General features: G+C 67.7%; 22 protein-coding genes and 1 pseudogene. 13 read left to right on the forward strand and 10 right to left on the reverse strand.

Features of this window, described 5'->3' with window-relative positions:
• Nucleotides 1-66 precede the first annotated feature (66 nt).
• A complete protein-coding gene (locus PT015_RS20755; protein WP_285186925.1) occupies nucleotides 67-549 on the forward strand; it encodes a PH domain-containing protein in 483 nt (160 codons plus the stop codon).
• Nucleotides 546-2,009 carry a PH domain-containing protein gene (locus PT015_RS20760; RefSeq protein WP_285186926.1) on the forward strand — a complete coding sequence of 488 codons (1,464 nt, stop codon included), beginning with the start codon at nucleotides 546-548 and terminating at the stop codon, nucleotides 2,007-2,009. Before PT015_RS20755 ends, PT015_RS20760 begins: the two co-directional genes overlap by 4 nt.
• On the opposite strand, the gene PT015_RS20765 is transcribed toward PT015_RS20760, so the two are convergent.
• Complete coding sequence (locus PT015_RS20765) at nucleotides 2,006-3,697, reverse strand: DEAD/DEAH box helicase (RefSeq protein ID WP_285186927.1); 1,692 nt, start codon at nucleotides 3,695-3,697, stop codon at nucleotides 2,006-2,008. The two genes, PT015_RS20760 and PT015_RS20765, sit on opposite strands and share 4 nt — an antisense overlap.
• A gap of 269 nt (nucleotides 3,698-3,966) precedes the next feature.
• Between PT015_RS20765 and PT015_RS20770 the strand changes: the two are divergent.
• Both PT015_RS20770 and PT015_RS20780 read left to right on the forward strand, forming a co-directional pair.
• A pseudogene (locus PT015_RS20770) lies at nucleotides 3,967-5,237 on the forward strand (PPE family protein, SVP subgroup).
• Between the two features lie 26 nt (nucleotides 5,238-5,263).
• A complete protein-coding gene (locus PT015_RS20780; RefSeq protein ID WP_285186928.1) occupies nucleotides 5,264-5,953 on the forward strand; it encodes a M24 family metallopeptidase in 690 nt (229 codons plus the stop codon).
• Here the strand turns inward: PT015_RS20780 and PT015_RS20785 are convergent.
• Nucleotides 5,950-6,858, reverse strand: a complete 909-nt coding sequence (locus PT015_RS20785; protein WP_285186929.1) for an SDR family NAD(P)-dependent oxidoreductase — start codon at nucleotides 6,856-6,858, stop codon at nucleotides 5,950-5,952. The genes PT015_RS20780 and PT015_RS20785 overlap by 4 nt on opposite strands.
• A 104-nt stretch (nucleotides 6,859-6,962) precedes the next feature.
• Here PT015_RS20785 and PT015_RS20790 point away from each other — a divergent pair, with 104 nt between their 5' ends.
• From PT015_RS20790 to PT015_RS20800, 3 genes are all read left to right on the forward strand, one after another.
• Nucleotides 6,963-7,529 (forward strand): TetR/AcrR family transcriptional regulator, encoded by a 567-nt coding sequence (locus PT015_RS20790; RefSeq protein ID WP_285186930.1) that lies wholly within the window; start codon nucleotides 6,963-6,965, stop codon nucleotides 7,527-7,529.
• Nucleotides 7,530-7,770: 241 nt separating this feature from the next.
• Complete coding sequence (gene groL / locus PT015_RS20795; RefSeq protein ID WP_285186931.1) at nucleotides 7,771-9,396, forward strand: chaperonin GroEL; 1,626 nt, start codon at nucleotides 7,771-7,773, stop codon at nucleotides 9,394-9,396.
• 128 nt (nucleotides 9,397-9,524) lie between these two features.
• Nucleotides 9,525-10,349 (forward strand): SDR family NAD(P)-dependent oxidoreductase, encoded by an 825-nt coding sequence (locus PT015_RS20800; RefSeq protein ID WP_285186933.1) that lies wholly within the window; start codon nucleotides 9,525-9,527, stop codon nucleotides 10,347-10,349.
• On the opposite strand, the gene PT015_RS20805 is transcribed toward PT015_RS20800, so the two are convergent.
• On the reverse strand, nucleotides 10,338-10,901 hold the full coding sequence (locus tag PT015_RS20805) for a carboxymuconolactone decarboxylase family protein (RefSeq protein ID WP_285186934.1): 564 nt from the start codon (nucleotides 10,899-10,901) through the stop codon (nucleotides 10,338-10,340). The genes PT015_RS20800 and PT015_RS20805 overlap by 12 nt on opposite strands.
• Nucleotides 10,902-10,988: 87 nt before the next feature.
• Here PT015_RS20805 and PT015_RS20810 point away from each other — a divergent pair, with 87 nt between their 5' ends.
• Together PT015_RS20810 and PT015_RS20815 are read left to right on the forward strand one after the other, a co-directional pair.
• Nucleotides 10,989-11,333, forward strand: a complete 345-nt coding sequence (locus PT015_RS20810; RefSeq protein ID WP_285186935.1) for a heme-binding protein — start codon at nucleotides 10,989-10,991, stop codon at nucleotides 11,331-11,333.
• 128 nt (nucleotides 11,334-11,461) lie between these two features.
• Nucleotides 11,462-12,325, forward strand: a complete 864-nt coding sequence (locus PT015_RS20815; RefSeq protein ID WP_285186936.1) for an endonuclease domain-containing protein — start codon at nucleotides 11,462-11,464, stop codon at nucleotides 12,323-12,325.
• A gap of 71 nt (nucleotides 12,326-12,396) precedes the next feature.
• Here PT015_RS20815 and PT015_RS20820 read toward each other — a convergent pair whose 3' ends face one another.
• Nucleotides 12,397-14,118, reverse strand: a complete 1,722-nt coding sequence (locus PT015_RS20820) for an N-acyl-D-amino-acid deacylase family protein (protein WP_285186937.1) — start codon at nucleotides 14,116-14,118, stop codon at nucleotides 12,397-12,399.
• A 46-nt stretch (nucleotides 14,119-14,164) separates the two neighbouring features.
• Between PT015_RS20820 and PT015_RS20825 the strand changes: the two genes are divergently transcribed.
• Genes PT015_RS20825 through PT015_RS20840 form a run of 4 tightly spaced genes read left to right on the forward strand, consistent with a single transcriptional unit; the run spans nucleotide 14,165 to nucleotide 17,479 of the window.
• Nucleotides 14,165-14,530 (forward strand): VOC family protein, encoded by a 366-nt coding sequence (locus PT015_RS20825; RefSeq protein ID WP_285186938.1) that lies wholly within the window; start codon nucleotides 14,165-14,167, stop codon nucleotides 14,528-14,530.
• Nucleotides 14,531-14,540: 10 nt separating this feature from the next.
• Nucleotides 14,541-15,059 carry a mycothiol transferase gene (locus PT015_RS20830; RefSeq protein WP_285186940.1) on the forward strand — a complete coding sequence of 173 codons (519 nt, stop codon included), beginning with the start codon at nucleotides 14,541-14,543 and terminating at the stop codon, nucleotides 15,057-15,059.
• Nucleotides 15,060-15,107: 48 nt separating this feature from the next.
• Entirely contained in the window at nucleotides 15,108-16,637 is a 1,530-nt protein-coding gene (locus PT015_RS20835; protein WP_285186942.1) for an aldehyde dehydrogenase family protein, read from the forward strand.
• A complete protein-coding gene (locus tag PT015_RS20840) occupies nucleotides 16,637-17,479 on the forward strand; it encodes a hypothetical protein (protein WP_285186944.1) in 843 nt (280 codons plus the stop codon). Before PT015_RS20835 ends, PT015_RS20840 begins: the two co-directional genes overlap by 1 nt.
• Here PT015_RS20840 and PT015_RS20845 read toward each other — a convergent pair.
• From PT015_RS20845 to PT015_RS20875, 6 genes are read right to left on the reverse strand one after another with little or no spacing between them, the layout of a single operon-like run.
• A complete protein-coding gene (locus PT015_RS20845) occupies nucleotides 17,444-18,871 on the reverse strand; it encodes an NAD(P)-binding protein (protein ID WP_285186945.1) in 1,428 nt (475 codons plus the stop codon). The genes PT015_RS20840 and PT015_RS20845 overlap by 36 nt on opposite strands.
• Before the next feature lie 28 nt (nucleotides 18,872-18,899).
• Nucleotides 18,900-19,595, reverse strand: a complete 696-nt coding sequence (locus PT015_RS20850; protein WP_285186946.1) for an anti-sigma factor — start codon at nucleotides 19,593-19,595, stop codon at nucleotides 18,900-18,902.
• Nucleotides 19,592-20,152, reverse strand: coding sequence for a sigma-70 family RNA polymerase sigma factor (locus tag PT015_RS20855; RefSeq protein ID WP_285186947.1), 561 nt, complete (start codon nucleotides 20,150-20,152; stop codon nucleotides 19,592-19,594). The genes PT015_RS20850 and PT015_RS20855 overlap by 4 nt, the downstream gene beginning before the upstream one ends.
• A gap of 35 nt (nucleotides 20,153-20,187) precedes the next feature.
• Nucleotides 20,188-20,973, reverse strand: coding sequence for a DUF1295 domain-containing protein (locus PT015_RS20860; RefSeq protein WP_390888044.1), 786 nt, complete (start codon nucleotides 20,971-20,973; stop codon nucleotides 20,188-20,190).
• Nucleotides 20,973-22,934, reverse strand: a complete 1,962-nt coding sequence (locus PT015_RS24770) for a DUF1365 family protein (RefSeq protein WP_390887877.1) — start codon at nucleotides 22,932-22,934, stop codon at nucleotides 20,973-20,975. The genes PT015_RS20860 and PT015_RS24770 overlap by 1 nt, the downstream gene beginning before the upstream one ends.
• The gene (locus PT015_RS20875; protein WP_285186951.1) at nucleotides 22,931-24,229 is read right to left on the reverse strand and encodes an NAD(P)/FAD-dependent oxidoreductase; all 1,299 of its coding nucleotides are present in this window, start codon (nucleotides 24,227-24,229) and stop codon (nucleotides 22,931-22,933) included. Before PT015_RS20875 ends, PT015_RS24770 begins: the two co-directional genes overlap by 4 nt.
• Nucleotides 24,230-24,361: the final 132 nt, after the last annotated feature.

Below are 24,361 nucleotides of genomic sequence, written 5' to 3' on the forward strand. Positions count from 1 at the left end.
CATCGGAGCTGGGGTGTCGCCGTGTCGGTGCGAATCGGTCTCCGTGCGATGGCATTGTCTGTAGGCGTGGACATGGTTGATCCCGCACATCTGCCCAGTCGACGCGCGCCGCTGCGGTGGGCGGTCGGCGGCGTCCTGCCCTGGCTGCTGCTGGCGGCGGGGCAGATCGTCTGGCTCGAGTTCGACAGGCGAATGCCGTGGCTGCACATCCTGATCGGCGTCGTGACCGTGCTGGGTCTGATCGTCTCGACGGCCGTCGTCCCGGTCTGGCGCTATCGCGTGCACCGCTGGGAACTCGGGCCGCAGGCGGTGTTCACCCGCACCGGATGGCTGATTCAGGAGCGGCGCATCGCGCCCATCTCGCGGGTGCAGACCGTCGACACCTACCGGGGCCCGGTGGACCGGCTGTTCGGTCTGGCCAATGTCACCGTCACGACGGCCTCGTCGGCCGGCGCGGTGCACATCGTGGCGCTCGACATCGACGTCGCCGACCATCTCGTCGCGCAGTTGACCGACATCGCCGCGATCGGCGCCGAGGACGCGACATGACTTGGCAGCGGCTGAGTCCCAGGATGCTGCTGGTCCACCCGATCTACGAGCTGGCACGCGAGTTGCCGTTTCTGATCGGCGCCATCGTCGTTGGCACCACCACCGGCAACCAGTGGTGGGCGTTCGGCGTGCTCGGCTACACCCTGGTGGTCGGCGTGGCGCGGTGGGTGACCACCAGCTATCGCATCAACGCGAGCCAACTGCAGCTGCGGACCGGGTTACTGCAGCGCAAGGTTTTGTCGTTGCCGCTGAACAGGATTCGATCGGTGAGCAGTGACGCGCGGCTGCTCCACCGAGTGATGGGGCTGGCGGTGGTGCGGGTCAGCACCGGTCAGCAGGCCAAGGGCGAGAGCGGTTCCGGGGTTTTCGAACTGAACGCCGTCGAGGTTGGGCAGGTGCCGCGGCTGAAAGCCATTCTGCTGGCCGACACGACCGCGCCTGCCGAGGAGTCCGCCGCGGCGGTGCCCTCCGACGTACTGGCCCGCTGGCAGCCGGCCTGGCTGCGCTATTCGCCGCTGAGCGTGTCCGGACTGCTGACGCTGGCCGCTGCGGCCGGCCTGGTTTACCAATACGGATTCGTTGGGCCGCTGCAACATTCGCGCATCGTCACGTCGGTGCTGGACGAGGTGCAACGCCTCGGCACCACCCGGACCGTCGAGATCGTGGCGGGCGCGATCCTGGTCGCGTCGGTGGTGCTGGCCGTCGTGCGGTCGCTGCTCACCTGGGGCAACCTAGTGCTGCTGCGTCAGTCCGACGTCCTGCACCTGCGGCACGGACTGCTGCGGCTGCGCGAGCGCGCCTACGACATGAGCAGGTTGCGTGGCGGGACGCTGCGCCAGCCGTTGCTGGTGCGGATGTTCGGCGGCGCGCGATTGGACGCCGTGATGACCGGAGTGCACGGCGCCGGCGAGGCATCGGTCCTGCTGCCGCCGTGCCCGGCGGCGACGGCCGAGGCGGTGCTGGCCGAGTTGGTCGGCGACCCCGAGGTGGTGACAGGTCCGCTGCGGGGCCACGGTCGACGGGCCGCGCTCCGACGCTGGACGCGCGGGCTCGGCCTGTCGGTGTTGGTCGGGGTGGGCCTGGCGGCGGCGCTCATGATAGGCGGGAAAAACACTGTGCCGGTGTGGGTTTGGCCCGCGTGGATCGCCGTCACGGCGTGGTGCGCGTTGCTGGCCGTCGACCGGATCGGCGCGCTGGGCCACCGGGTTCACGACGGCTGGCTGGTGATGCGCTCGGGCAGCGTGGAGCGACGGCGTGACTGCCTCGCCACCGCGGGCATCATCAGCTGGACCGTGCGTCAGACGCCGTTCCAACGCCGGGCCAAGGTTGCGACGCTGGTGGCTGCGACGGCCGCGGGCGTCAAGCGCTACCCGCTGATCGACGTCCCGGACGACGTGGCGTGGTCGATCGCCGCCGAGGCATCGCCGTGGGTGGCCGAAAGCATCTGGGCGAGAAGCTAGGCGGTCAGCCCGCGCACCGCGATGATGCGGGCGGCCAGCTGCTCGCTGGTCGCCGCCGCGACCGGCGGCCCGCCGCAGAGTCGGCGTAGCTCGTTGTGAATCCAGCCGTGCGGCTTGCCAAGTCGATAGTGGGCAGCCGTCACCAACGCGTTGAGTTCGCGGCGGAGGTCACGCAACTGGCCGTGTCTGGTGACCGGCTCGGCGGTGGCCACGCCGTCGCGGGTGCGACGGTCGTACTGCTCTTCTTGCTGGCGCCGCAACAACTCTCGCATCTGCCCGGCGTCCAGTAGGCCGGGGATGCCAAGGTAGTCGGCCTCCTCGTCGCTGCCGGCCGGCGTCGCGGTGCCGAACGACGAGCCGTCGAAAATGACCTGGTCCAGTTCGGCGTCGGCGCCCAGCGACTCGAACGTGTTGTCCATCTCGGACGGCTCGTCCTTACGCTGCTGCGCCTCGGCGAGCTCGTCCATCTCGTTCGGCCGATGTGGTTCTCCCAGAACGTGATTGCGCTGGGCTTCGAGCTCGCTGGCCAGTAGTAGCAGCGCCGGCACCGACGGCAGGAAGACGCTCGCGGTCTCACCGGGCCGCCGCGACCGGACGAACCGGCCGATGGCCTGCGCGAAGAACAACGGCGTCGACGCACTGGTGGCGTAGACGCCGACCGCCAGCCGCGGCACGTCGACACCCTCGGAGACCATCCGCACCGCAACCAGCCAGCGCGTGTCGGACCGGGAGAACTCGGCGATCCGCTTGGACGCCCCGGGGTCATCGGACAACACGACCGTGGCTTCTTCGCCGGTAATGCGTTGCAGTAGAACGGCATACGCGCGTGCGGCCTTCTGGTCGGAGGCGATCACCATGCCCCCGGCGTCCGGCACCCCGCCTGCCCGCAGCTGCCGCAACCGGGTGTCGGCCGCCTTGACGACCGCCGGCATCCACTCGCCGGCCGGGTCCAGCGCGGTACGCCAGGCCCGCGCGGTGTGCTCGGCGCTGAGCGGCTCCCCGAGTCGGGCGGCGTACTCGGCGCCGGCGCTGTCGCGCCAACGGGTCTCGCCGGAGTAGGCCATGAACACCACCGGGCGCACCACGCCGTCGGCGAGCGCGTCGGTGTAGCCGTAGGTGTGGTCGGCATTCGACCGCAGCACCCCGGCGGCGTCGGGTTCGTAGCGCACGAACGGGATCGGGGAGTCGTCGCTGCGAAACGGCGTACCCGTCAGCGCCAGCCGGCGGGTGGCGTCGCCGAAGGCTTCCAGGAGCGCGTCGCCCCAGCTCTTCGCCTCACCGCCGTGGTGGATCTCGTCGAAGATGACCAACGTGCGACGGCCCTCGGTACGGACCCGGTGTCTCGTCGGGTGGCTGGCCACCTGTGCGTAGGTGACGACGACGCCGTGATACTCCGACGACGTGTGCGCCGCGCTGTTGCTGAAGTTCGGATCCAACGCGATGCCGTCGATCGCCGCCGACGCGGCCCACTGCACCTTGAGGTGCTCGGTGGGGACGACGACGGTGATGGCATCGATGGTGCGGTCGGCCAGCAACTCCCCGGCGATCCGGAGGGCAAACGCGGTCTTGCCCGCACCGGGGGTGGCGACCAGCAGATAGTCGCGCGGTTTGGCGCTCAGATAACGCACCAAGGCTCGACGTTGCCAGCCCCGCAAAGCCCGGGTGCTGGGCGCTTCAACTGCCCGCACCCGAGACTCCAATCTGATCGAGATGCAGTCTAGGGCAAGGAGATCGGGCCGTGCATCTCTGCAGTAAAGCGGCGCGTCGCCCCCGGCCGCCGGGTCCGGCGGTGGTGTGCGCAAGGCAACAAAATGCGATCTTGATCGCTGAAGTCGCACCGCAACGGGCGGTTCCCGCTCGCCCGGCCCCACCGACCGGCCGCTTTGCATTCGAGACCGTCCGGATCCGGTGGTAGCAAGGGTTGCTGACCCGCACGCGGTATCGGTGAGGAGACAGCATGCACTTCGCGGCGCTGCCTCCGGAAGTCAATTCCGGACGGATGTACGCCGGCCCCGGGCCGGGACCGCTGCTCGCCGCGGCGTCGGCGTGGGACGACCTTGCCGACGAGCTGCACACGACGGCCGCCGACTACGGGTCGGTGGTGTCGGGGCTCACCAGCGAGGCGTGGCAAGGCGTCTCCTCGGAGGAGATGGCGGCGTCGGCCGCGCCGCAGATGGAGTGGCTGCGCGCTACCGCAGGCCAGGCGTCACAGGCCGGCGCGCAGGCCAAGGCGGCAGCCTCGCGTACGAGTCGGCCTACTCGATGACCGTGCCGCCCGCGACGGTCGCGACCAATCGTGCGCAGTTGCTCACGTTGCAGGCAACAAATCTGTTGGGTCAGAACGCAGGGGCGATCGCCGCCAACGAAGTGGCCTACGCCGAGATGTGGGCCCAGGACGTCGCCGCGATGTACGGCTACGCGGGAGCGGCCAGGACGGCATCGCAGGTGACGGCGTTCGCCGAGCCGCAGCAGACGACCGACCAGAACGGAGTCGCGGGCCAGACCGCCGCGGCCGGACAGGCGGCGGGCACTTCCGCCGGCAATGCGCAGGCGCTGATGTCGGAGGTGCCCAATGCCCTGCAGTCGCTGGAATCCTCCAGCGGGTTGACCGGCTTCGACGAATTTTCGAACGTCTACAACCTGGCATCGCTGGGGTCCGGGTTGCTCGGCAACGGCGTGGGGCTGATCGGGCTGTCGGGCGCCGCGGGCTTCATCACCAAGACCGAGGACAAGATCACCGGCGACCTGTTCGGTGCGGACGAGCCGCAGAGGCCCGCGGCGCCCAAGCCGCCGCCGGTCCGTGCGTCGAAGGCGAGCGCGGTGTCCGCGGAGATGGGTGAGGCCGGCTCGCTGGGCCGCCTGTCGGTGCCGCAGGGGTGGACGACGGCGGCCCCGCAGGTTCGGCTCGCCGCGATGCAGGCGCCGATCGCGAGCCCCGCCGCGAACACGCCGGGATTGCTCAGCGACATGCCGCTTCTGGGGCAGGCGCCGCTGATGGCGATGCCGGGCCGCGGCTCGACACCGTCCGACCGCAATGCGACCCCCGCCCGGCCGGCGGTGGTCGCCACAACGGCGGAGACCGCGACGGAGGCGCCACCGGTCGCGCCCGCCGCGCAGATGCGCGAAATCACCGACGTACTCGGCAAACTCGCCGACCTCAAAGACAAGGGCGCGTTGACCGACCAGGAGTTCAACGAGCAGAAGCAGCGCCTGCTCGGCGGTCGCTGAGCCGCCCTGGCCGTAGCATCGATGCGGTGACCGACGAGAGCGCCCGCGCCGAACGGCTGCTCGACGCCCAGGCCAAGGCGGCGCAGTTGTTCGAGGAGATCGAGGCGCGCGGCCTGATCCGGCCCGGTGTCGGCGAGAAGGAACTGTCCGACGAGATCCGCGACCTGGCCGCCGAACTCCTCGGCGTCAAGGCCCACTGGCATCGGCGCATCGTGCGGGCGGGCGAGAACACCCTGCAGCCGTTCAAGGAGCATCCCCCGGACCGGGTGATCGCCGAGGGTGACATCGCTTTCCTCGACCTCGGCCCCATCTTCGAGGAGTGGGAGGCCGACTTCGGCCGCACCTTCGTCCTCGGCGACGACCCGCACAAGCTCGCGCTCCGCGACGCACTACCCCGAGTGTGGGACGGCGGTCGCGCCTACTTCGACAGCCACGAGCACGTCAGCGGCGCCGAGTTGTACGAGCACGTCGTGGCACTCGCCCACGACGAGGGCTTCGAGTTCGGCAGCCCGATCGCCGGCCACCTGCTCGGGGAGTTCCCGCACAAGAAGGTCGTCGGCAACGACGCCCAGTGGTACGTGACGCCGGGGTCGAGCAAGCCGATGCGCCGCACCGACCCGCAGGGCCGGGTCTGTCATTGGATCCTGGAGATCCACCTGAATGACCCGGCTCGCCGGATCGGCGGGTTCTACGAGCAGTTGCTCGACATCGGTTAGACCGGGAACGTCACCCCGGTGAGTTCTTCCGACACCGCCCAGAGCTTGCGCTGCTTCTCCGGGTCATGCGACTTCTTGGTGGAGCCCACGACCTTGGGATAGCCGCGCGTCTGCGCGAAGCCGGCCGGACCGTAGTACTGCCCGCCGACCACGGTCGGGTCGGTCGCCGCCCGCAGTTGCGGCAGCGCGCCCATGGCGGCGTCCTGGAACAACGGCGCGAGCACGGGGTATGCGGACGCGGCCCAACCGGGTAGGTGGCGCATCAACTCGGTGTTCGAGCCGCCCGGATGCGCTGCCGTAGCGATCGTCGTCTTGTGCGGAGCGAGGCGTCGCTGGAGTTCGTAGGTGAACATCAGGTTGGCCAGCTTCGCCTGCCCGTAGGCCTTGACCCGGTTGTAGCCGCGCTCGAACTGCAGATCGTCGAAGTGAATGTCGGCGCGAATGCGGTGGCCCATGCTGCTGACCGTCACGACGCGGGACCCCTCGACCGGAAGCAGCCTGTCCAGCAGCAGTCCAGTGAGCGCGAAGTGGCCCAGGTGGTTGGTGCCGAACGTCAGCTCGAAACCGTCCTTGGTGGTCGACTTCGGCGGGTACATCACGCCTGCGTTGTTGATCAGCAGGTCGATGCGGTCGTGGTCGGCTCGCAGCTGATCCGCTGCGGAGCGGGTCGACTCTAACGACGTCAGGTCGAGTTCTTGCAGGGCCACGTCGGCATTGGGGTGTTGCCGCCGAATCAGCAGCTCGGCGTCCTTGCCCTTGTCGAGGTTGCGCACCGCGAGCACCACATGGGCTCCCTTGGCGGCGAGCGCGGCCGCCGTCTCGAAGCCGAGGCCGGTGTTGGATCCGGTGATGACCGCAACGCGGCCGGTTTGGTCGGGAATGTCGGCGGTGGTCCATTTGGCCATGGGAAGCTCCTCGCGCTGTAGAGTAAACGGGGCGTGCGCCCCGGTTGATGGTCACGACTATACGGAACGTGCGCCCCGCTTTGTCAACCGCTAGGTGGTCATCAATGCCTGTACCCGCGAAGCCGCTTCGTGCCGACGCCGCACGCAACCGCGCCCGGGTGCTGGAAACTGCCTACGAGACCTTCGCGGCCGAAGGCCTGTCCGTGCCGATTGACGAGATCGCCCGTCGCGCCGGAGTCGGGGCGGGGACCGTCTACCGGCACTTCCCGACCAAGGAGGACCTGTTCGCGGCCGTCGTCGAAAGCCGGATCCAGCACGTCATCACCGCAGGTCGGGGGCTGCTGGACGACCCGGGTCCGGGTGAGGCGCTGTTCGCCTTCCTGCGGTCGATGGTGCTGGATTTCGGCGCCACCGATCAGGGGTTGGTCGAGGCTCTCGGTGGCCTGGGTATCGACGTCAACGAGTGCGCACCCGACGCCGAGGATGCGTTCCGCGCGCTGCTGGGCGAGCTGCTGAAGGCCGCGCAGGCCGCAGGAACCGTGCGCGCCGATGTCGACGTGCCGGAGATCAAGGCGCTCATGGTCGGCTGCCAGGCGATGCAGGGCTACGACGAGGCACGCGCCGCGCGGCTGACCGACGTCGTGATCGACGGTTTACGCCCGTCGCGATAGGCCCGGGCTTCATCATTGGCCCTGCTCCTCCTCCCGCCACTGCGTGGCGCGCATCGACGCAGGGCGACCTTGCACTCGATATAGGCGAGTGCTAAAAATGACACTGGCACTCCCGACCGGTGAGTGCTAGGTCGGGACGGTGAGGCCGGGGCCGCATCAGCGGAAGACACCCAGGCCGTCCGTCGCGGGCACTGCACCCGACCAGAGACGTGTCATCCCCTATCGGAGGAATCACTTCGCAATGGCCAAGACAATTGCGTACGACGAAGAGGCCCGTCGCGGCCTCGAGCGGGGCCTGAACAGCCTCGCCGACGCGGTAAAGGTGACGCTGGGACCCAAGGGTCGCAACGTCGTCCTGGAGAAGAAGTGGGGCGCCCCCACGATCACCAACGATGGTGTGTCCATCGCGAAGGAGATCGAGCTGGAGGACCCCTACGAGAAGATCGGCGCCGAGCTGGTCAAAGAGGTCGCCAAGAAGACTGACGATGTTGCCGGTGACGGCACCACCACGGCGACCGTGCTCGCTCAGGCGCTCGTCAAGGAAGGCCTGCGCAACGTCGCGGCCGGCGCCAACCCGCTGGGCCTCAAGCGCGGCATCGAGAAGGCCGTCGAGAAGGTCACCGAGACCCTGCTGAAGTCGGCCAAAGAGGTCGAGACCAAAGAGCAGATCTCGGCCACCGCCGCCATCTCGGCCGGCGACACCCAGATCGGCGAGCTGATCGCCGAGGCTATGGACAAGGTCGGCAACGAGGGTGTCATCACCGTCGAGGAGTCGAACACCTTCGGCCTGCAGCTGGAGCTCACCGAAGGTATGCGCTTCGACAAGGGCTACATCTCGGGTTACTTCGTCACCGACGCCGAGCGTCAGGAAGCGGTCCTCGAGGACCCGTACATCCTGCTGGTCTCGTCGAAGGTGTCGACGGTCAAGGACCTGCTGCCGCTGCTGGAGAAGGTCATCCAGTCCGGCAAGCCGTTGCTGATCATCGCCGAGGACGTCGAGGGCGAAGCGCTGTCGACCCTGGTCGTGAACAAGATCCGCGGCACCTTCAAGTCGGTCGCCGTCAAGGCGCCGGGCTTCGGTGACCGCCGCAAGGCCATGCTGCAGGACATCGCGATCCTGACCGGCGGCCAGGTCGTCAGCGAAGAGGTCGGCCTCTCGTTGGAGACTGCCGATGTCGCGCTGCTGGGCACGGCTCGCAAGGTGGTCATCAACAAGGACGAGACGACCATCGTCGAGGGTGCCGGTGACTCCGACGCCATCGCCGGACGGGTTGCGCAGATCCGCGCCGAGATCGAGAACAGCGACTCCGACTACGACCGCGAGAAGCTGCAGGAGCGCCTGGCCAAGCTGGCCGGCGGTGTTGCGGTGATCAAGGCCGGAGCTGCCACCGAGGTGGAGCTCAAGGAGCGCAAGCACCGCATCGAGGACGCCGTGCGTAACGCCAAGGCTGCCGTCGAAGAGGGCATCGTCGCCGGTGGTGGCGTCGCCCTGCTGCAGTCGGCCCCGTCGCTGGACGACCTGAAGCTGACCGGTGACGAGGCGACGGGCGCGAACATCGTGCGCGTGGCGCTGTCGGCTCCGCTGAAGCAGATCGCCTTCAACGGTGGGCTCGAGCCCGGCGTTGTCGCCGAGAAGGTCACCAACTCGAAGCCGGGCGTCGGCCTTAACGCCGCCACCGGTGAGTACGAGGACCTGCTCAAGGCGGGTGTCGCCGACCCGGTCAAGGTGACGCGTTCGGCGCTGCAGAACGCGGCGTCCATCGCGGCGCTGTTCCTGACCACCGAGGCCGTCGTGGCCGACAAGCCGGAGAAGGCCGCCGCTCCCGTCGGCGACCCGACCGGTGGCATGGGTGGCATGGACTTCTAGCAAGTCAACGAAAAGGCCCGGCTCCCCAGCGGAGTCGGGCCTTTTTGTCTCTTGATTCTGCGCTCACGGCGCAGAAGTGCGAGGAGGCCCCGCCCTCAGCGCAGAGTCAACGCCGGTACGTTCGAGAAATGGCCCTCCCGACACCGTCGCCCACCAGCACCGCCGTCGTGACGGGTGCCTCGTCGGGCATCGGCAGCGACATCGCCCGCGAACTGGCCGACCGTGGTCACGGCGTCACGCTGGTCGCCCGCCGCGAGGACAAACTCCGTGCGCTGGCCGACGAACTCTCCGGCCGGGTTCGCGTCGAGACGGTCGTCTGCGATGTCGCCGACGCGACGGCGCGCGCCGGGCTGCTCGACGAGGTGGCCGGTCGGGGCCTGACCGTCGACATCCTGGTCAACAATGCCGGAATCGGCACTATCGGGTCGGTGCTGAAGACCGCCGTCGACGACGAGATCGCGCAGGTGCGGGTCAACGTTGAGGCCGTCATCGACCTGACCACCCGCGCGGTCCAGCAGATGGTGCCCCGCGGGCGTGGCGCGATCCTCAACGTCGGATCCACCGCGGGCTTTCACCCCTTCCCGGGGCAGGTCGGCTACAGCGGGACCAAGGCGTTCGTGAAGTCCTACACCGAGGGTCTGCGCGGCGAGCTCGCCGGCACCGGCGTCACCGTGGCGCTCTTGAACCCGGGCCCGGTGCGCACCGGGTTCCTGGAAAGCGCGGGCATGGACGAGCGGGCGTTCGCCGCCGCCTTTCCGAAGTTCCTGTGGATGCCGTCGCGGGATGTCGCACGGATCGGTGTCGACGCGCTCGTCGGCGACCGCGGCACGGTGATCGCCGGGCTGCCCAGCCGGCTCAGTACCCGGCTGTTCCAGTTCATGCCGCGACGACTGCTGATGCCGTTGTTGAAGAGTCAGCATCCCGGCCTGCGCCGGGACCGGTCAGCGGGCTGAGGCCGGCCAGGGGCGCATCCAGCCCTCCACCGGCAGCGCGAGCGCATTGCACAGCGTGCAGATCGTGCGATACCAGCCGACGGCCGTGAGCAATTCGATGCGCTGCTCGTCGTCGAGGTCGCGGCCGAGGGCCGTCCAGGTCGCGTCCGTCCACGAGCCCGTGCGCTCCAGTTCATCGACCGCCTCGATCACGGTCCGGTCGGCGGGCGTCCATCGCGGGTCTTCCGGTCCTCCGGTGACCAGCGCGTCGCACTCGTCGTCGCCGACGCCGGCGATGGGCCCCCAGAACGCCGCCTGCCCACCCCACTCGTATCGGCAGCCGACCAGCGCGCAGGTCCGCAGGATCGCGATGGTCCGGGTGCGCGGTGGTAGGAGCGCGGCGAGGTAGAGGGATTCGCCCATCTTGCGCAGCCGGGCCGCCAGCGTCGGGTGGCGCTGCAGGCAGCGAACCAGTAGCAGCGGCTCATAGGTACGGTCGGGGTGACCCCAGCTGTTGATGCCTGCGGCGTCTTCCTCGCTCCATGGCGGGGCAAGGGGTTGGACACGGCTCATGCGACTGAGGATAGGCTGAATATCCGAACAGTTGGGGACGAAGGGAACGGAACTATGCGAAAAATGTTACGGCGCACAATCTTTGGAGTGATCCCCAGCTGCGCGGCCTGCCTGATCCTGGCGCCGTCCGCGGTCGCCGCGCCCGACCCGTGCTCGGCCAGCGGCGTCGCCGCCACTGCCAGCGGTGTGCTGAACTCGGCAAGCGGTTACCTCGACGGCCACCCGGACGTCAACAACGTGCTGACCAGTGCGGTCAACCAATCACCCGCCGAGGCGAAGTCGTCGGTGCGTGGTTACTTTCTCAGTCACGTCGGCGAGGCGCTGGAGTTGAAGGGCATCGCGCAGCCGCTGCTGGACCTCAAGGGCCGGTGCAACTCGTCGGTCTCGCCGGACCAGTTGGCCGCGCTGTTCGACGCGCTGTCGGCCAACTAGCCACCTCGCGCCGCCGAGTGTGCAGCTTCTCGACGCTAACTCTCCGTTTCAGCTAGCAGAAGCTGCACACTCGATGCCCTGTGCATAGACGGGAGCGTCTTCGGCCCGTCTGATCGAAGATCTCGCCTGTGGGCGAGGATGAGTGGCCGATACTCGGTCGGCAGGCCGTACGGCGAGGCGAGCTTTCGACCTGGACGCTGCAGCGGGATTATCGGCCCGTCTACCGCAACGTCTACGTGTCGAAGCAGGCGACGCTGACTGCACTCACCCGGGCTCGCGCGGCATGGCTGTGGTCCGGCGGCGACGCAACGCTAACGGGAATTTCCGCTGCGGCCGTGCTCGGAACCAAGTGGTTGGACGCCTGCGCGCCCGCCGAGTTGTGCCGTCGAAACCGCCATGCGCCGGCTGGAATCCTCGTTCATACGTTTGATCTGGACGACCGGGAAGTGGTCACCCGTGATGGAATTCGAGTCACATGTCCGGAGCGGACGGCGTTCGATATTGGACGGTCGTTGTCCGCGAACCGCACTATCCCCATTCTGGATGCACTTGCGAACGCGACGAATCTCAAGGTCGCTGACGTCGTCGCGCTTGCTGTTGCCAGCCCCGGCGCCCGAGGTATTCGAAGCCTGCGACGCGCGTTGACACTGCTCGACGGTGGCGCAGAATCTCCGCAGGAGAGTCGCGTTCGTCTGTTACTCGTCGATGCCGGCTTACCGCGGCCGGAGACGCAAATCGAATTCTCCGACGAGTTCGGTGTAGTGCGCATACGGGTCGACATGGGCTGGCGCGAGTGGCGGGTCGCTGTCGAGTACGACGGCATCCAGCACTGGTCCGACCGATATCAGCGTTCGTGGGACATCGATCGGATCGCGATGCTCGAAGACCTCGGTTGGGTTGTCGTCAGAGTCAGCGCCGAGATGCTGTCCCGGCCTAATGTGATCATCGAACGCGTCCGCTGCAAGCTGCGCGCAGCGGGCTGTCCCACTTAGCGCCGACTGTGCGGCTTATGCGCGCTGACGAGAGGGACCGCCATGCATTACCTGCACAGTGGACACTCGGGTCAGGCGGGCACAGGCTGGCGGCCGCGGATCAGCTTGCCGGGGCGCGCGTCGGTCGGCACGCCGTTCTCGGCGATCACCTCACCGGAGACGATCGTCGCCACATAGCCGTCCGCGGTCTGGTCGAGGCGACGCCCGCCGGCGGGCAGGTCGTGGACGATCACGGGCTTGTGAATGCGCAGCGCCGCGTGGTCGATCACGTTGAGATCGGCCTTGTAGCCGACGGCGATCCGGCCGCGGTCGGCCAGCCCGGCGACGCGCGCCGGCACCGAGGTGAGCCGACGCACGGCCTCGGCCACCTCGAAGCGCCCCGTCCTGCGGTCACGCGCCCAGTGCGTCAGGAAATACGTGGAATAGCTTGCGTCGCAGATCATTCCGTAGTGCGCGCCGCCATCACCCAGGCCGAGCACCACGTCGTCGCGGTGCAGCAACTCTCCGACGGTGTCCAGCGACTGGTTCTCCAAGTTGCTGGTCGCGACCAACAGCATGGCGCGGCCCTCGTCGTCGAGCAACCGGTCGTAGGCCTCCGCCATCGGGTCGACGCCCTTGGCGCGCGCCCTGGCGCCGATGCTGTCGGCCGGGTCCGGCTCGTAGTTGGGGTTATCCGTCAGCGGGAAGATCCAGTCCCACATCTGCGCCACGTACAGGATGGGGTGCCCATGCCCGGGCTTGTCGGCCAGGATGCGGGCGCGGACCTCGGGCTTACGCATCTCGGCCACGCGCTCGTCCAGCGGCAGATCCGCGATCTCGCGGTAGCTGGGATACAGCACAAATGGGTTGGCGCTCAACTGAAGTCCGATGATCAGCCCGATCGGGCGCGGCAGCAATTGCGCGGTGATGTCGCCGCCGGCCGCGTTGGCCTTCTCGATCATCGTGATGGCGTCGGGCCAGGTCGGTTCGCCGCTGTTGGCGACCACCAACGTGAACGTCACCGGTAGGCCGACATCCTCGGCCACGTCGAAGACCGTCTGCAGCACTGGCTGGTAGCCGCCCGCGGGGATGTCCGGCACGAACTGCAGCAGTCCGCCGCCGCCGTCGACCACGCCGCGTGCGATCTGATCGATCTCCTCGCGTGCCGCGTCGTAACTCGGTATGGGCGAACCACTTTCGGTCTTGTGAATGGTGAAGCGCGAAGTGGCGAAGCCCAGCGCCCCCACCTCGATCGCCTCCTTGGCCAGCTTTCGCATCAGCGCCAGATCCTCCGCGGTGGCCTCTTCGCGCTCGGCGCCGCGCCGTCCCATCGCGTAGACGCGCAGCGGCGAATGCGGCAGATACGCCGCTACATCGATATCGCGCTTGCCCGCCTCGAGGGCGTCCATGTACTGCGGGAACGTCTCCCAGTTCCAGGGCAGCCCGTCGGTCATCACGACACCAGGGATGTCTTCCACGCCGGCCATCACGTCGACCAGCACGTCGTGGTCCTCCTGCCGGCACGGCGCGAAGCCGACGCCGCAGTTGCCCATCACCACGGTCGTCACGCCGTGCGCCGACGACGGCGTCAGCCGCTCCGACCAGATCGACTGGCCGTCGTAGTGGGTGTGCAGGTCGACGAAGCCGGGCGTCACCAGCGACCCGGATGCGTCGATCTCGCGCGCGGCATCGGCGTCGTCGATCGAGCCGACCGCCGCGATCACGCCGTCGCTGACGGCGACGTCGCCGACGAACGGCTCACCGCCGAGGCCGTCGACGATGGTGCCGTTGCGGATGATCAGGTCGTAGGTCATCCAACGAATCTACGACCGTGTCGGTGCCAGATGCCAGGATCGTCTGATGCTTGATCATCTGGTAATCAACTGCTCGGATTTCGCCAGCTCGCAGCGGTTCTACGACCGCGTACTCAGCGTGCTCGGGTGTTCGCGATTGCAGGATTTCGGCGTGGCCATCGGTTACGGGCGGGATGGCAAGGCGGATTTCTGGATCGCCGAAGGCGCGACGATGGGACCGAACCGGGAGACTCACTTCGCCTTCGCGGCGGCCGACGTCCACGCGGTACACGCTTTTCACGCCGCAGCGGTCGAGCTGGGGGCAGAGTCGTTGCACGCCCCGCGGCTCTGGCCGGAATACGGGGAGGGCTACTTTGCCGCCTTCGTCCGCGACCCCGACGGCAACAATGTCGAAGCCGTCTGCCACGCGTAGGGTCGCGCTCATGGCTGACGACGCTGCCCGAGAGTTGTTGCGCGACTCCTTCACCCGGCTGATCGAGCATGTGGACGAGATCACCGACGGCCTGACCGACGAGCAGGCCAACTATCGACCATCGCCGAGCGCCAACAGCATCGCCTGGCTGATTTGGCACAGCGCGCGGGTGCAGGACATCCAGCTCGCGCCGATCGCGGGCATCGAGCAGGTGTGGGAATCCGGCGGATGGGTCGACCGGTTCGGCCTGGATCTGCCGCGCAACGACAGCGGCTACGGCCACGGGCCGGCCGAGGTCGCCAAGGTGCAGGCGTCGGCGGAACTGCTGGCCGGCTACTACCACGCCCTGCACGACGCGACGCTGCAGTTCGTCGCCCGAGTCACCGCAGCGGACCTGGAGAAGGTCATCGACCGCAACTGGGATCCGCCGGTGACGGCCAGCGCCCGGATCGTCAGCATCATCGACGACTGCGCCCAGCACCTCGGCCAAGCGGCCTATCTGCTGCCGCTCGCTCCCGAGCCAAGCTAGAACTTGACACCTGTCGACACATTGCGGCGGGCGTCTACGATGGCAGCTATGACCACGATCACACCTCCCGCGACCGCGTCTGACTTCACCGGCACCGGCACCATCCACAACCCCGCGACCGGCGCCATCGCCGGCCAGGTGCAATGGACCGACGCGACCGGCATCCCGGCCATCGCCGCCGGGCTGCGCGCGACGCAGCGTGACTGGGAGCGGCGCGGACCCGACGGGCGCGCGAAGGTGCTGGCCCGCTACGCGGTATGGCTCGGCGAGCACCGCGACGAGATCGAAGACCTGCTGATCAAGGAGACCGGCAAGTCGGCGACCGACGCGGCCCAGGAAGTGCCGATGCTGATCATGATCCTGTCGTACTACATCAGGACGATGGCCGAGGCGCTCGCACCCGAAAAGCGGCCCGCCGCACTGCCTCTCATGGCGATCAAGAAGGTCAGCATCCACTACCGGCCGCGGCCCGTCGTCGGCATCATCGCGCCGTGGAACTACCCGGTGGCCAACGCGTTGATGGACGGCATCGGGGCGCTCGCCGCGGGCTGCGCGGTGCTGCTCAAGCCGTCCGAGCGGACGCCGCTGACCGCCGAGGTGCTACGGCGCGGCTGGTTGGAGTCCGGCGCGCCCGACGTGTTCGCGGTGGTGCAGGGCGCTCGCGCAGTGTCCGAGGCCGTGATCGACAATTCCGACTACATCCAGTTCACCGGGTCGTGCGCGACCGGCAGCAAGGTGATGGAGCGCGCCGCTCGCCGGCTCACCCCGGTCAGCCTCGAATTGGGCGGCAAAGACCCGATGATCGTGCTCGAGGACGCCGACGTCGACCTCGCCGCACACGCCGCGGTCTGGGGCGCGATGTTCAACGCCGGCCAGACCTGCGTCTCGGTGGAGCGGGTCTACGTGCTCGAGCAGGTCTACGACAAGTTCGTCGAGGCGGTCGTCCGCGACGTCAAGGCGCTGCAGGTCGGCGCCGGCGAGGGGCACGACTTCGGAGCGCTGATCGACGAGCAGCAGTTGGCGGTCACCGAGCGGCACGTCCGCGAGGCACTGGCGGCCGGAGCGCGGGCGCTGACCGGCGGGCAGCGCACCACCACCTCGGGCAGCTTCTACCCGCCCACCGTGCTGGTCGACGTCGACCATTCGATGACCTGTATGACCGAGGAGACCTTCGGCCCGACGCTGCCGATCATGAAGGTCGATTCGGTGTCCGAGGCAATCCGGTTGGCCAACGACAGCGAGTACGGCCTGAGTGCCTCGGTGTTCTCCAAGGACTTCGACCGCGCCAAAGAGGTTGCGCTGCAACTCGACTGCGGGGCGGTCAACATCAACGACGTGATCACCAACCTGATGTGCACCACGGCACCGATGGGTGGCTGGAAGACCTCCGGCATCGGCGCGCGCTTCGGTGGCGCCGACGGGCTGCGCAAGTTCTGCCGCGTCGAGACGGTTGTCACGCCGCGCACGAATGTCGGTGCGGGCCAGAACTATTACCACAATTCGTTCAAGGCGCTGAAGCGGGTCAACAAGATGATGACCAAGATGGCGTTGTCGCGCCCGCGTCGCGTCGCCAAGTAGTGCGATTCGCGCTGACGGCGCTGCTGTGGCTGCTGGCTACGGCGGCGCTGACGGTCGCGGTGCCGACGGTTTGGACGCAGACGCATGTCGTCGACGTCAACGGGTACACCGCCATGGCCCGCACTGCGGCGGGCGACAAGGCGCTACAGGGCGCGGTCGCCGCGGAACTCGCCACCAAGGCAACGGTGTTGATCAATCAGAGCGGGCACCACGTCGACTCGGCCGAGGCGCATGCCGTCGCGGCGGGGTATACGGCCGGCCCGGACTTCCCGCAGCAGTTCGCCGACGCCAACCGACTGGCGCACGACTGGATGTTCACCGGCGCCCACACCGAATCCGAGGGTGACCAGTGGGTGGTGGACCTTGCCGGCATGCTCAAGAACACCGCGTTCGACAAGTTGCTGGCGACCTACAACGTCAAGGTGCCCGACACGGTCCGGGTGCCGGTGACGGTATCGACGCCAAAGGTGTTGCGGCCGGGCGAGTTGCGGCCACTGGCCACGTGGGGGCTGTGGGCCTCCATCGGCGCCGTCGCGGTGACAGCCGTCTTTGCGTTGCTGACGTGGGTCGCAGCACGCAGTCGGGGCCGGGCGCTGGCCGCTCTGGGGATCTCGGCGCTGCTGGTCGGCGCCGGGGGATGGGCGGCGATCGAATTGGCGCGCTACCCGCTCAACGACACCCTGAACAACACCACCGGCGGCATCCGCGGCATCGCCGACGTCATGGTCGGCCAGGCGGAGAGCAGCCTGCATGACTGGCTGGACATCACGCTGGCCGTCGGTGGTGGGCTGGTGCTACTCGGGGTGTTAGCGGCGGGCCTCGGTAGCCTGCGGCGCGGTTGAAAGATGCGCGGCCAGTAGCGTTTCCAGCTTGTCGTTGGCCTTACGAAGGCCCGTCGCGATCAAACCGAAGACCTTGTCGCGCTTCTTCTGCGGCAGGTCGATCAGCGGGGCGTACATGTGCCGCATCAGGTCCAGCCGCGCCTCGGACAGCCAGCCCATCAGCGCGCCGTCTTCGAACCAGTCGACCTGGTTCCGCTGCTCGGCCAATGTCGTGGTCAGCCAGTCGATCTCGGTGTTGGGGTGCGGTACCGGCCGGCACAGCCGGTTTCGCGTCTCGTCGTCGCCGTAGGCGGCCTCGACGTGAGCGATCATCCCGGAGCTGAACACCTGCTGGCAACCCCGGATGCTCTGCAACGTCATCCGATCGCCGTCGAAAACCGTTACCGGCAGTCGCTTTTCCAGTCCGTCGGCGCTGCAGTCGACGAACAGCGCCGAGCCGTCGACGCTGACTTCGCCGCCGTCCAGAATCACCCTGCCCGGTTCGATGCGTTGCACCCTGCCGAGTCGCACGACGTCGCCGATCCGGCGCAACTGCTCGAGTTCGGTCGTCGTCACGTTCGCGCAGCGATACATGGTCGGCTGCACCGACGGATCCAGCCGCAGCAGGTTGCCGCAGTCCTCCAGGCGGTCGAACAGGTCCGCCACGTCGGTGGCGGCCTCGATGGCTACCAGTCGATGCGCGAAGCCGGCTTGGAATCGTTCCAGGAATTGCGGGCCTGGCTGGATGTTGGCGCGATCCATCAGCCAGGAATCACGCGGCATGATCCAGGTCAGTCGCTCCGGTGGAATACCGTTGCGCAGCAACCACAAACACGCGTCGATACCGGTCTTGCCGGCGCCGACGACCACGAAGCGATCCCGACCGAGGGCGTGGGCCGGCATGCCGTTGGGTGGCACGCAGTCGACACCGTCCGCAACCTGGTACACCGGCGGACGCATCGACGGCACCGTGGTCTGCAGGTAGGTCGCGTCGACGATCCGCCGGCGGACGGTGACGGTGTGGTCGCCACCGGCCAGCGAGCGAAACCGGCCCTCGCCCAGGTACTCCGACATCGGGAAGTAGGACACCCGACCGCTCGGCAGCAGGTCCTGGTGCATCACCTTCTCGAAATAGGCGCAGATCTCGCCCACCGTGGCCAACTCGTAAAGCCCCTCGTTCCAACCGAGTTGGTCGATGCTGTCGCTGCCAAGCGCGCGGGAGTTGACGCCGTAATAGGCCGACGGCTGGTGCAGGCGGACGAAAGGGTATGCGCTGTTCCAGTGACCACCCGGCGAGTGACCGCGGTCGACGACCACCACCTGCGCGTCGGTCTCTGCCACCAGTGTGTCGGTGAAGGCCATCCCCATTGCACCCGCGCCGACAACCAGGTAGTCCGTCTCGATGCTTGTCACGCCGAATCCCCCTCGGTGGCGTATGTGGTTACGTCAGCGGGAACTTCGCAAAGATCGTCCCGGTGGGCTGCGGTGAACCCTCCCCAGGTTCGACGGTGAACGCTAGCACGCTGGAATTGCGTATATCGGTGAAGGTATGAGTCATCGTCGGCGTGATGGCGGCAGCGTTCATCGTGCCCGCTGAGACGGGGCCCTTATCGCCGACCAGCCACATTTGATAAACGGTGCCCTGCAGTGGTGGTGGCACGTTATTCATCACCAGCACAGCGGCATTCATGTGCTTCGAGATCGACACGGTCGCCCGTCCGCCGGCGACATCACCGGTCACCGTCCGTACGTCGGAGGCGGACATGATCTGCTCGGTCATGGTGGGTGTGTGTGTTGGCCGCAGCGCGATACTCGCGCCGAAGGCCGCCAAAGCCACCACGATCGCGGCCGCTGCCGCCAGTATCGCGGTGCGCCAACGTGACCGGCGAGAGGTCTCGTGCGCGACGGCGGCCAGCACCGCGTCGCGCAGTTGCTCGGGCGGCTCGGCGGCGGTCGCCGACGCCACGAGGGCCATTGCCTCCTGAACGGAGCGCACCTCGTCACCGAAAGCGTTGGCGACCGGCGTCGGTGCCGCCGCGAGTTGTCGGTCGATGGCCTCCCGCTCTCCGTCGGAGATGGCGTGCAGTGCGTACGGCGTCGCCAATTCCAGAAGGTCGAATGTGTTCGGCTCGCTCATGACACCCCCAGGCAGCCACGAAGTCCGCGCAGTGCGTCGCGCATGCGCGATTTGATGGTCGAAAGATTGGCCGACAATCGCTGTGAGACCTCGGCGTACGTCAACCCGCCGTAGTAGGCCATCTCGATGCACTGCCGCTGCACGTCGGTCAGCGAGTCCAGGCAGGCCGCCACCCGACGGCGTTCGTCGGCGGCGATCGCCGAGTCGGCAACGAGGTCGCCGGGCCGTTCCACCGTGGCCGCGCCGTAGCGGGATTCTCGCTGGCCGGCGGACTGCTCGGAGCGCACCCGGTCGACGGCGCGCCGGTGTGCCATCGTCATCAGCCATGAGAGCGCCGAACCCTTTGCGGAGTCGAACGCGTCCGCGGTCCGCCACACCTCGAGGTAGACCTCCTGGGTGGTTTCCTCGCTGTAGCCGGAGTCGCGCAGCACCCGGGTGATCAGCCCGAACACGCGCGAACGGGTGCGGTCGTACAGCGCCGCGAACGCGTCGCTGTCGTGCTGCGCCACCTGGCGCAGCAATGAGTCCAGGTCGGTGCTGGGCCACGGTCCGGTCATCGACCGGTAGCCTAGCCGCTCTGCGACGGCGGCCGTCATGATCGTGCCGATCGGGGTGGGCGCGGAATGAAAAAGGATGTCCGCTGCTGGTATTCGCTGAACCCGGGGCGGCCTCGCATGTACTTCTCGGTGAGCCGGGCGCCGGTGGCGTAGACCAGAAAGTACGTCATCAGCGCTGGGGAGAGCACCGTGGCCAACGGCCACCAGCCGGTAACGGTGATCAGCCACAATCCCCACCAGACGCACGCGTCGCCGAAGTAGTTGGGGTGTCGCGTCCAGGCCCACAGGCCGCGGTCCATCACGACCCCTCGGTGCGCGGGGTCGGCTTTGAAGGCGTGCAACTGGTGGTCGCCGACGGCCTCGAAGAGCAGACCCGCCAGCCACACCAGCACACCGGCCAGGGTGACGATGAGCAGGGGGCGCGGTGTCGGGCCGGAGACCGCCGACAGTTGCAGTGGCAGCGAGATGAACCAGGTCATGCCGGCCTGGAGGACGAAGACCTTGAGCACCACCTGGACGACCGAGGCATCTCGCAGCATGTCGGCGTACCGCGGGTCTTCGCCCTTACCGGCGGTCTTGCGAAAGATGAACCAGCTGAGCCGCGCGGCCCAGATCGTCACCAGCGTGAGCACGAGAATCCGGCGGAGCGGATCGCCGCTGCCCGCAACCGCCGCGACGAGGGCGACGACGATGAAACCGAGTCCCCACGCGACGTCGACGACGTTGTAGCGCCCGATACGGTGCCCGATGCTGAATGTGACGCAGTGCAGGATCAGCAGCGCGGCGAGCGATGCGCCCGAGACGACGGCGGCGTTGGCGATCACGGCGCGGCCCCCCTGATGAAGGTCCACTGGTAGACGTTCAGGTAGCCCGACCGGAAGCCCGCCTCCGCGTGCGCCAGGTAAAGCTCCCACATGCGCGCGAACACCTCGTCGAAACCGATGTGCGACAGCGTCTTCCGGCGCTCCATGAATCGCTCCCGCCACAGCCGCAGCGTTTCCGCGTAGTGTTCGCGCAGCGAGAGCATATCGACCGCGCGCAGCTGGGTCTCGGTGTCGGCGATGTCCGCGATCGCCTTGGCGGACGGGACCATGCCGCCGGGGAAGATGTACTTCTGAATCCAGGTGTGCGTGTTGCGGCTGGCCATCATCCGGTTGTGCGGCATGGTGATGGCCTGGATTGCCAGCCGCCCGTTGGGGGTCAGCAGCTGTTCGAGAGTGCGGAAGTAATTCGGCCAGGCATGAAATCCGATGGCCTCGATCATCTCGACCGAGATCACCGCGTCGTAGTTTCCGCCGACGTCTCGATAGTCGCGTAGGTCGATTTGGATACGATCGGACAGCCCGGCCGCGGAAACTCGTTGTCGGGCAAGCCATTGCTGGCGCTGCGAGAGCGTCACAGAGCGGACGTTGGCGCCGCGAGCCGCCGCGCGGATGCAGAGCTCGCCCCACCCGGTGCCGATTTCCAGCAGCTCGGTCCCGGGGCCCACCTGTGCGGCATCCAGCAGCGTGTCGATCTTGCGCCGCTGCGCGTCGGCGAGATCCGGCCAGGCCGCCGGCAAGCTGGAGAACTGCGCACTCGAGTACGACATGGTCTCGTCGAGAAACTCACCGAACAAGTCGTTGGACAGGTCGTAATGCGCCGCGACTGCCTGGCGGGACTGCCGCCGACTCCGTTGCGCCGAATGTGGTTGCGACGCAGTAACGATGGGGCGCAGCCACTGCAGTCCTCGGGGAACCAGGGTGTCCATGTTGCCGGCCAATACGGTCAGCGCCGCGGTGAGCTCGGTGGAACTCCACTCGCCGGCCATGTAGGACTCGCCGAAGCCGATCAGGCCGTGCCGTCCGACTCGACGGGCCAGTCGATCGGGCTGGTGAATGTTCAGCATCGGCGATGCGGCGTCGCCGACGCCGATCACAGACCCGTCCGGGTAGGACAGACGCAGCGGAAGGCGATCCGCAACACGGCGCAGCAGCCGGTCGGCGATTGCCCCCGTCGCCGCGGAAGCCGGCCCGCTGGGAACCTTCGCCACGGCCGGCCAGCGCTCCGGATCAATTGTCGGACGGCGGGTTTCGTCGACAATCGGTGTGCGCGCAATGACCGGCAGGCGACGCAGCCACAGCGCGATCCCCTGAATGCGAATGCGCAGCGCGACCATCAGGGGCGCCAACGGCGCCAGGATCTGCATCCGCGCCACGTGGCTCACGGTCGCCGGCCGCCGGGAACCCCGCAGGGTCGCGACGAAGGCCGGCTGCTCGTCACCGTGCAGCGACACAACAACCTCCACTTGTTGGCCGGGTCGTGGTGCCCGCACCTGGTAATGCCCGGAAACCGGGTTGAACGGGGACACGTACAGCCTCTTGTCGACCACCACGGGGGTGCTGGCCGGCGGCAGCAGATAGGCGTGCCGCTCGCCATAGGTGTTGTGCACCTCGACGATCACCCGGTGTAGCTCTCCGTCGCTGTCGTGGCACCAGAAGACGCTGATCGGGTTGAACACATAGCCGAGCACCCTCGCCTGCAGCAGCGCGGTGATCCGGCCGCCGGGTAGCACGATGTCGTGGTCGGCCAGATAGGCGGTCACACGCTCTCGCAGCGAGGTCCCGGAACCGCCGGCGAAGTGGTCGCGGGCGTCGAATCTTGCGAACGGGCGTAGCCACCATGGCAGCGTGGGCAGCTCATCGAGGTCGATGTACCAGCTGTAACCGCGGTACTCGAAAGAGTGACGCACCGGTGTCTGCCGGTCATGGGTGACCGTGGTGCGGTAGATGGCCGCGGTCAACTTGCCATCACCTCCGTCGGTATGGAGCGCAAGGGCCAGCCGGCGCCCAGGCGCTGAGCAGCGCGCAGCCCGGACGCGGCGCCGTCCTCATGAAATCCCCAGCCGTGGTGGGCGCCGGCGAACGCCACACGATCATCATCAAGCGTGGGCAGTAAGCGTTGCGCGGCAACGGAGTTCGCGGTGTACAGCGGGTGGCTGTAGGCCATCTCCGCCAGCACCGTCCTGGGATCGACGCGATCCCGGCCGCCGAGTGTGACCAGAAACCTACGGTCGGCATCGATCCGCATCAGCCTGCTGACGTCGTAGGTGACCAGCACCTGATCGGTGTCGGACCCGATGAGGTAGTTCCACGACGCCCGGGCGCCGCGATGGCGAGGCAACAACGACTCGTCGGTATGCAACTGAGCATCGTTGTGGGAGTACTGGATTGCCCCGAGTATCGATCGTTCGTGCGGCGATGAGTCGTTGAGAAGTCGTAGCGCTTGGTCAGGGTGCACAGCCACTACGGCGGCGTCGAAATCGCGAGCAGCGTCCTCGCCGGCGATCAGCCGGACGCCGTCGGGACGCCGGAGCAGCGCGTGCACCGGACTCCCGAGGCGGACCTCGTGCAACCGCGCCGCGATGGCGTCCACGTACTGTGCCGAGCCTCCGGAGACGGTGCGCCAGGTCGGCGACCCAAAGACCGAGAGCATGCCGTGGTGCTCGAGGAAGACGAACAGATAGCGCGCGGGGTAGTGCAAGGCGTCGTCGCTGGCGCACGACCACACCGCGGCCACCAGGGGAGTGATGAAATGCTCGATGAAGAATCGCGAGAACCGCTGTCGCCGAAGGAAAATCTGCAGCGACTCCAGGTTTCCGTCGTCACCTTCCCGCAGCAGACGACGAGCGGCGCGATGAAAGCGCACGATCTCCGCAAGCATCCACAGGTAACGCGGATCGGCGGATCGCGGACTAGCGAACAGTCCTCTAATCCCCAGTGCCCCAGCGTATTCGAGGCTGTTCTTGTCGGATCGCACCGACATCGACATGTCGGAGTCCTGGGTCGCCACGCCGAGGTCATTGAACAGCCGGCACAACGTCGGGTAGGTGCGGTTGTTGTGCACCAAGAACGCCGAGTCAATGGCGACCGAGGAGCCGTCACCGCGGTCGACGATGTGGGTGTGTGCATGCCCGCCGAGTCGGGTATCGGCTTCGTAGAGGGTGACGCGGTCGCGTGCGGACAACGCATAGGCGGCGGTCAAACCGGCAACCCCGCTGCCGATGACCGCGACCGACCGTCCCCTTTTCTCGAGCACGCTTGGTATTCGGAGCGAATAACCCAACGGATGAGGGTGATCGACGTCTCACAGCCGTCCATGCGACGGGTGGCTCCGAATGCCTGATGTTCGAACCTTTAGACGGCGACGGGAACGTCGCTGCGAACTTTG

The sequence above is a fragment of the Candidatus Mycobacterium wuenschmannii genome, assembly GCF_030252325.1.
Lineage (GTDB): Bacteria > Actinomycetota > Actinomycetes > Mycobacteriales > Mycobacteriaceae > Mycobacterium > Mycobacterium wuenschmannii.

What these genes read in the sequence shown, in the direction of transcription:
- PT015_RS20760 (WP_285186926.1), top strand. Translation starts at nt 546, where the DNA reads ATGACTTGGCAGCGGCTGAGTCCCAGGATGCTGCTGGTCCACCCGATC.
- PT015_RS20785 (WP_285186929.1), bottom strand. Translation starts at nt 6,858, where the DNA reads ATGGCCAAATGGACCACCGCCGACATTCCCGACCAAACCGGCCGCGTT.
- PT015_RS20790 (WP_285186930.1), top strand. Translation starts at nt 6,963, where the DNA reads ATGCCTGTACCCGCGAAGCCGCTTCGTGCCGACGCCGCACGCAACCGC.
- groL (WP_285186931.1), top strand. Translation starts at nt 7,771, where the DNA reads ATGGCCAAGACAATTGCGTACGACGAAGAGGCCCGTCGCGGCCTCGAG.
- PT015_RS20800 (WP_285186933.1), top strand. Translation starts at nt 9,525, where the DNA reads ATGGCCCTCCCGACACCGTCGCCCACCAGCACCGCCGTCGTGACGGGT.
- PT015_RS20805 (WP_285186934.1), bottom strand. Translation starts at nt 10,901, where the DNA reads ATGAGCCGTGTCCAACCCCTTGCCCCGCCATGGAGCGAGGAAGACGCC.
- PT015_RS20820 (WP_285186937.1), bottom strand. Translation starts at nt 14,118, where the DNA reads ATGACCTACGACCTGATCATCCGCAACGGCACCATCGTCGACGGCCTC.
- PT015_RS20825 (WP_285186938.1), top strand. Translation starts at nt 14,165, where the DNA reads ATGCTTGATCATCTGGTAATCAACTGCTCGGATTTCGCCAGCTCGCAG.
- PT015_RS20830 (WP_285186940.1), top strand. Translation starts at nt 14,541, where the DNA reads ATGGCTGACGACGCTGCCCGAGAGTTGTTGCGCGACTCCTTCACCCGG.
- PT015_RS20835 (WP_285186942.1), top strand. Translation starts at nt 15,108, where the DNA reads ATGACCACGATCACACCTCCCGCGACCGCGTCTGACTTCACCGGCACC.
- PT015_RS20850 (WP_285186946.1), bottom strand. Translation starts at nt 19,595, where the DNA reads ATGAGCGAGCCGAACACATTCGACCTTCTGGAATTGGCGACGCCGTAC.
- PT015_RS20855 (WP_285186947.1), bottom strand. Translation starts at nt 20,152, where the DNA reads ATGACCGGACCGTGGCCCAGCACCGACCTGGACTCATTGCTGCGCCAG.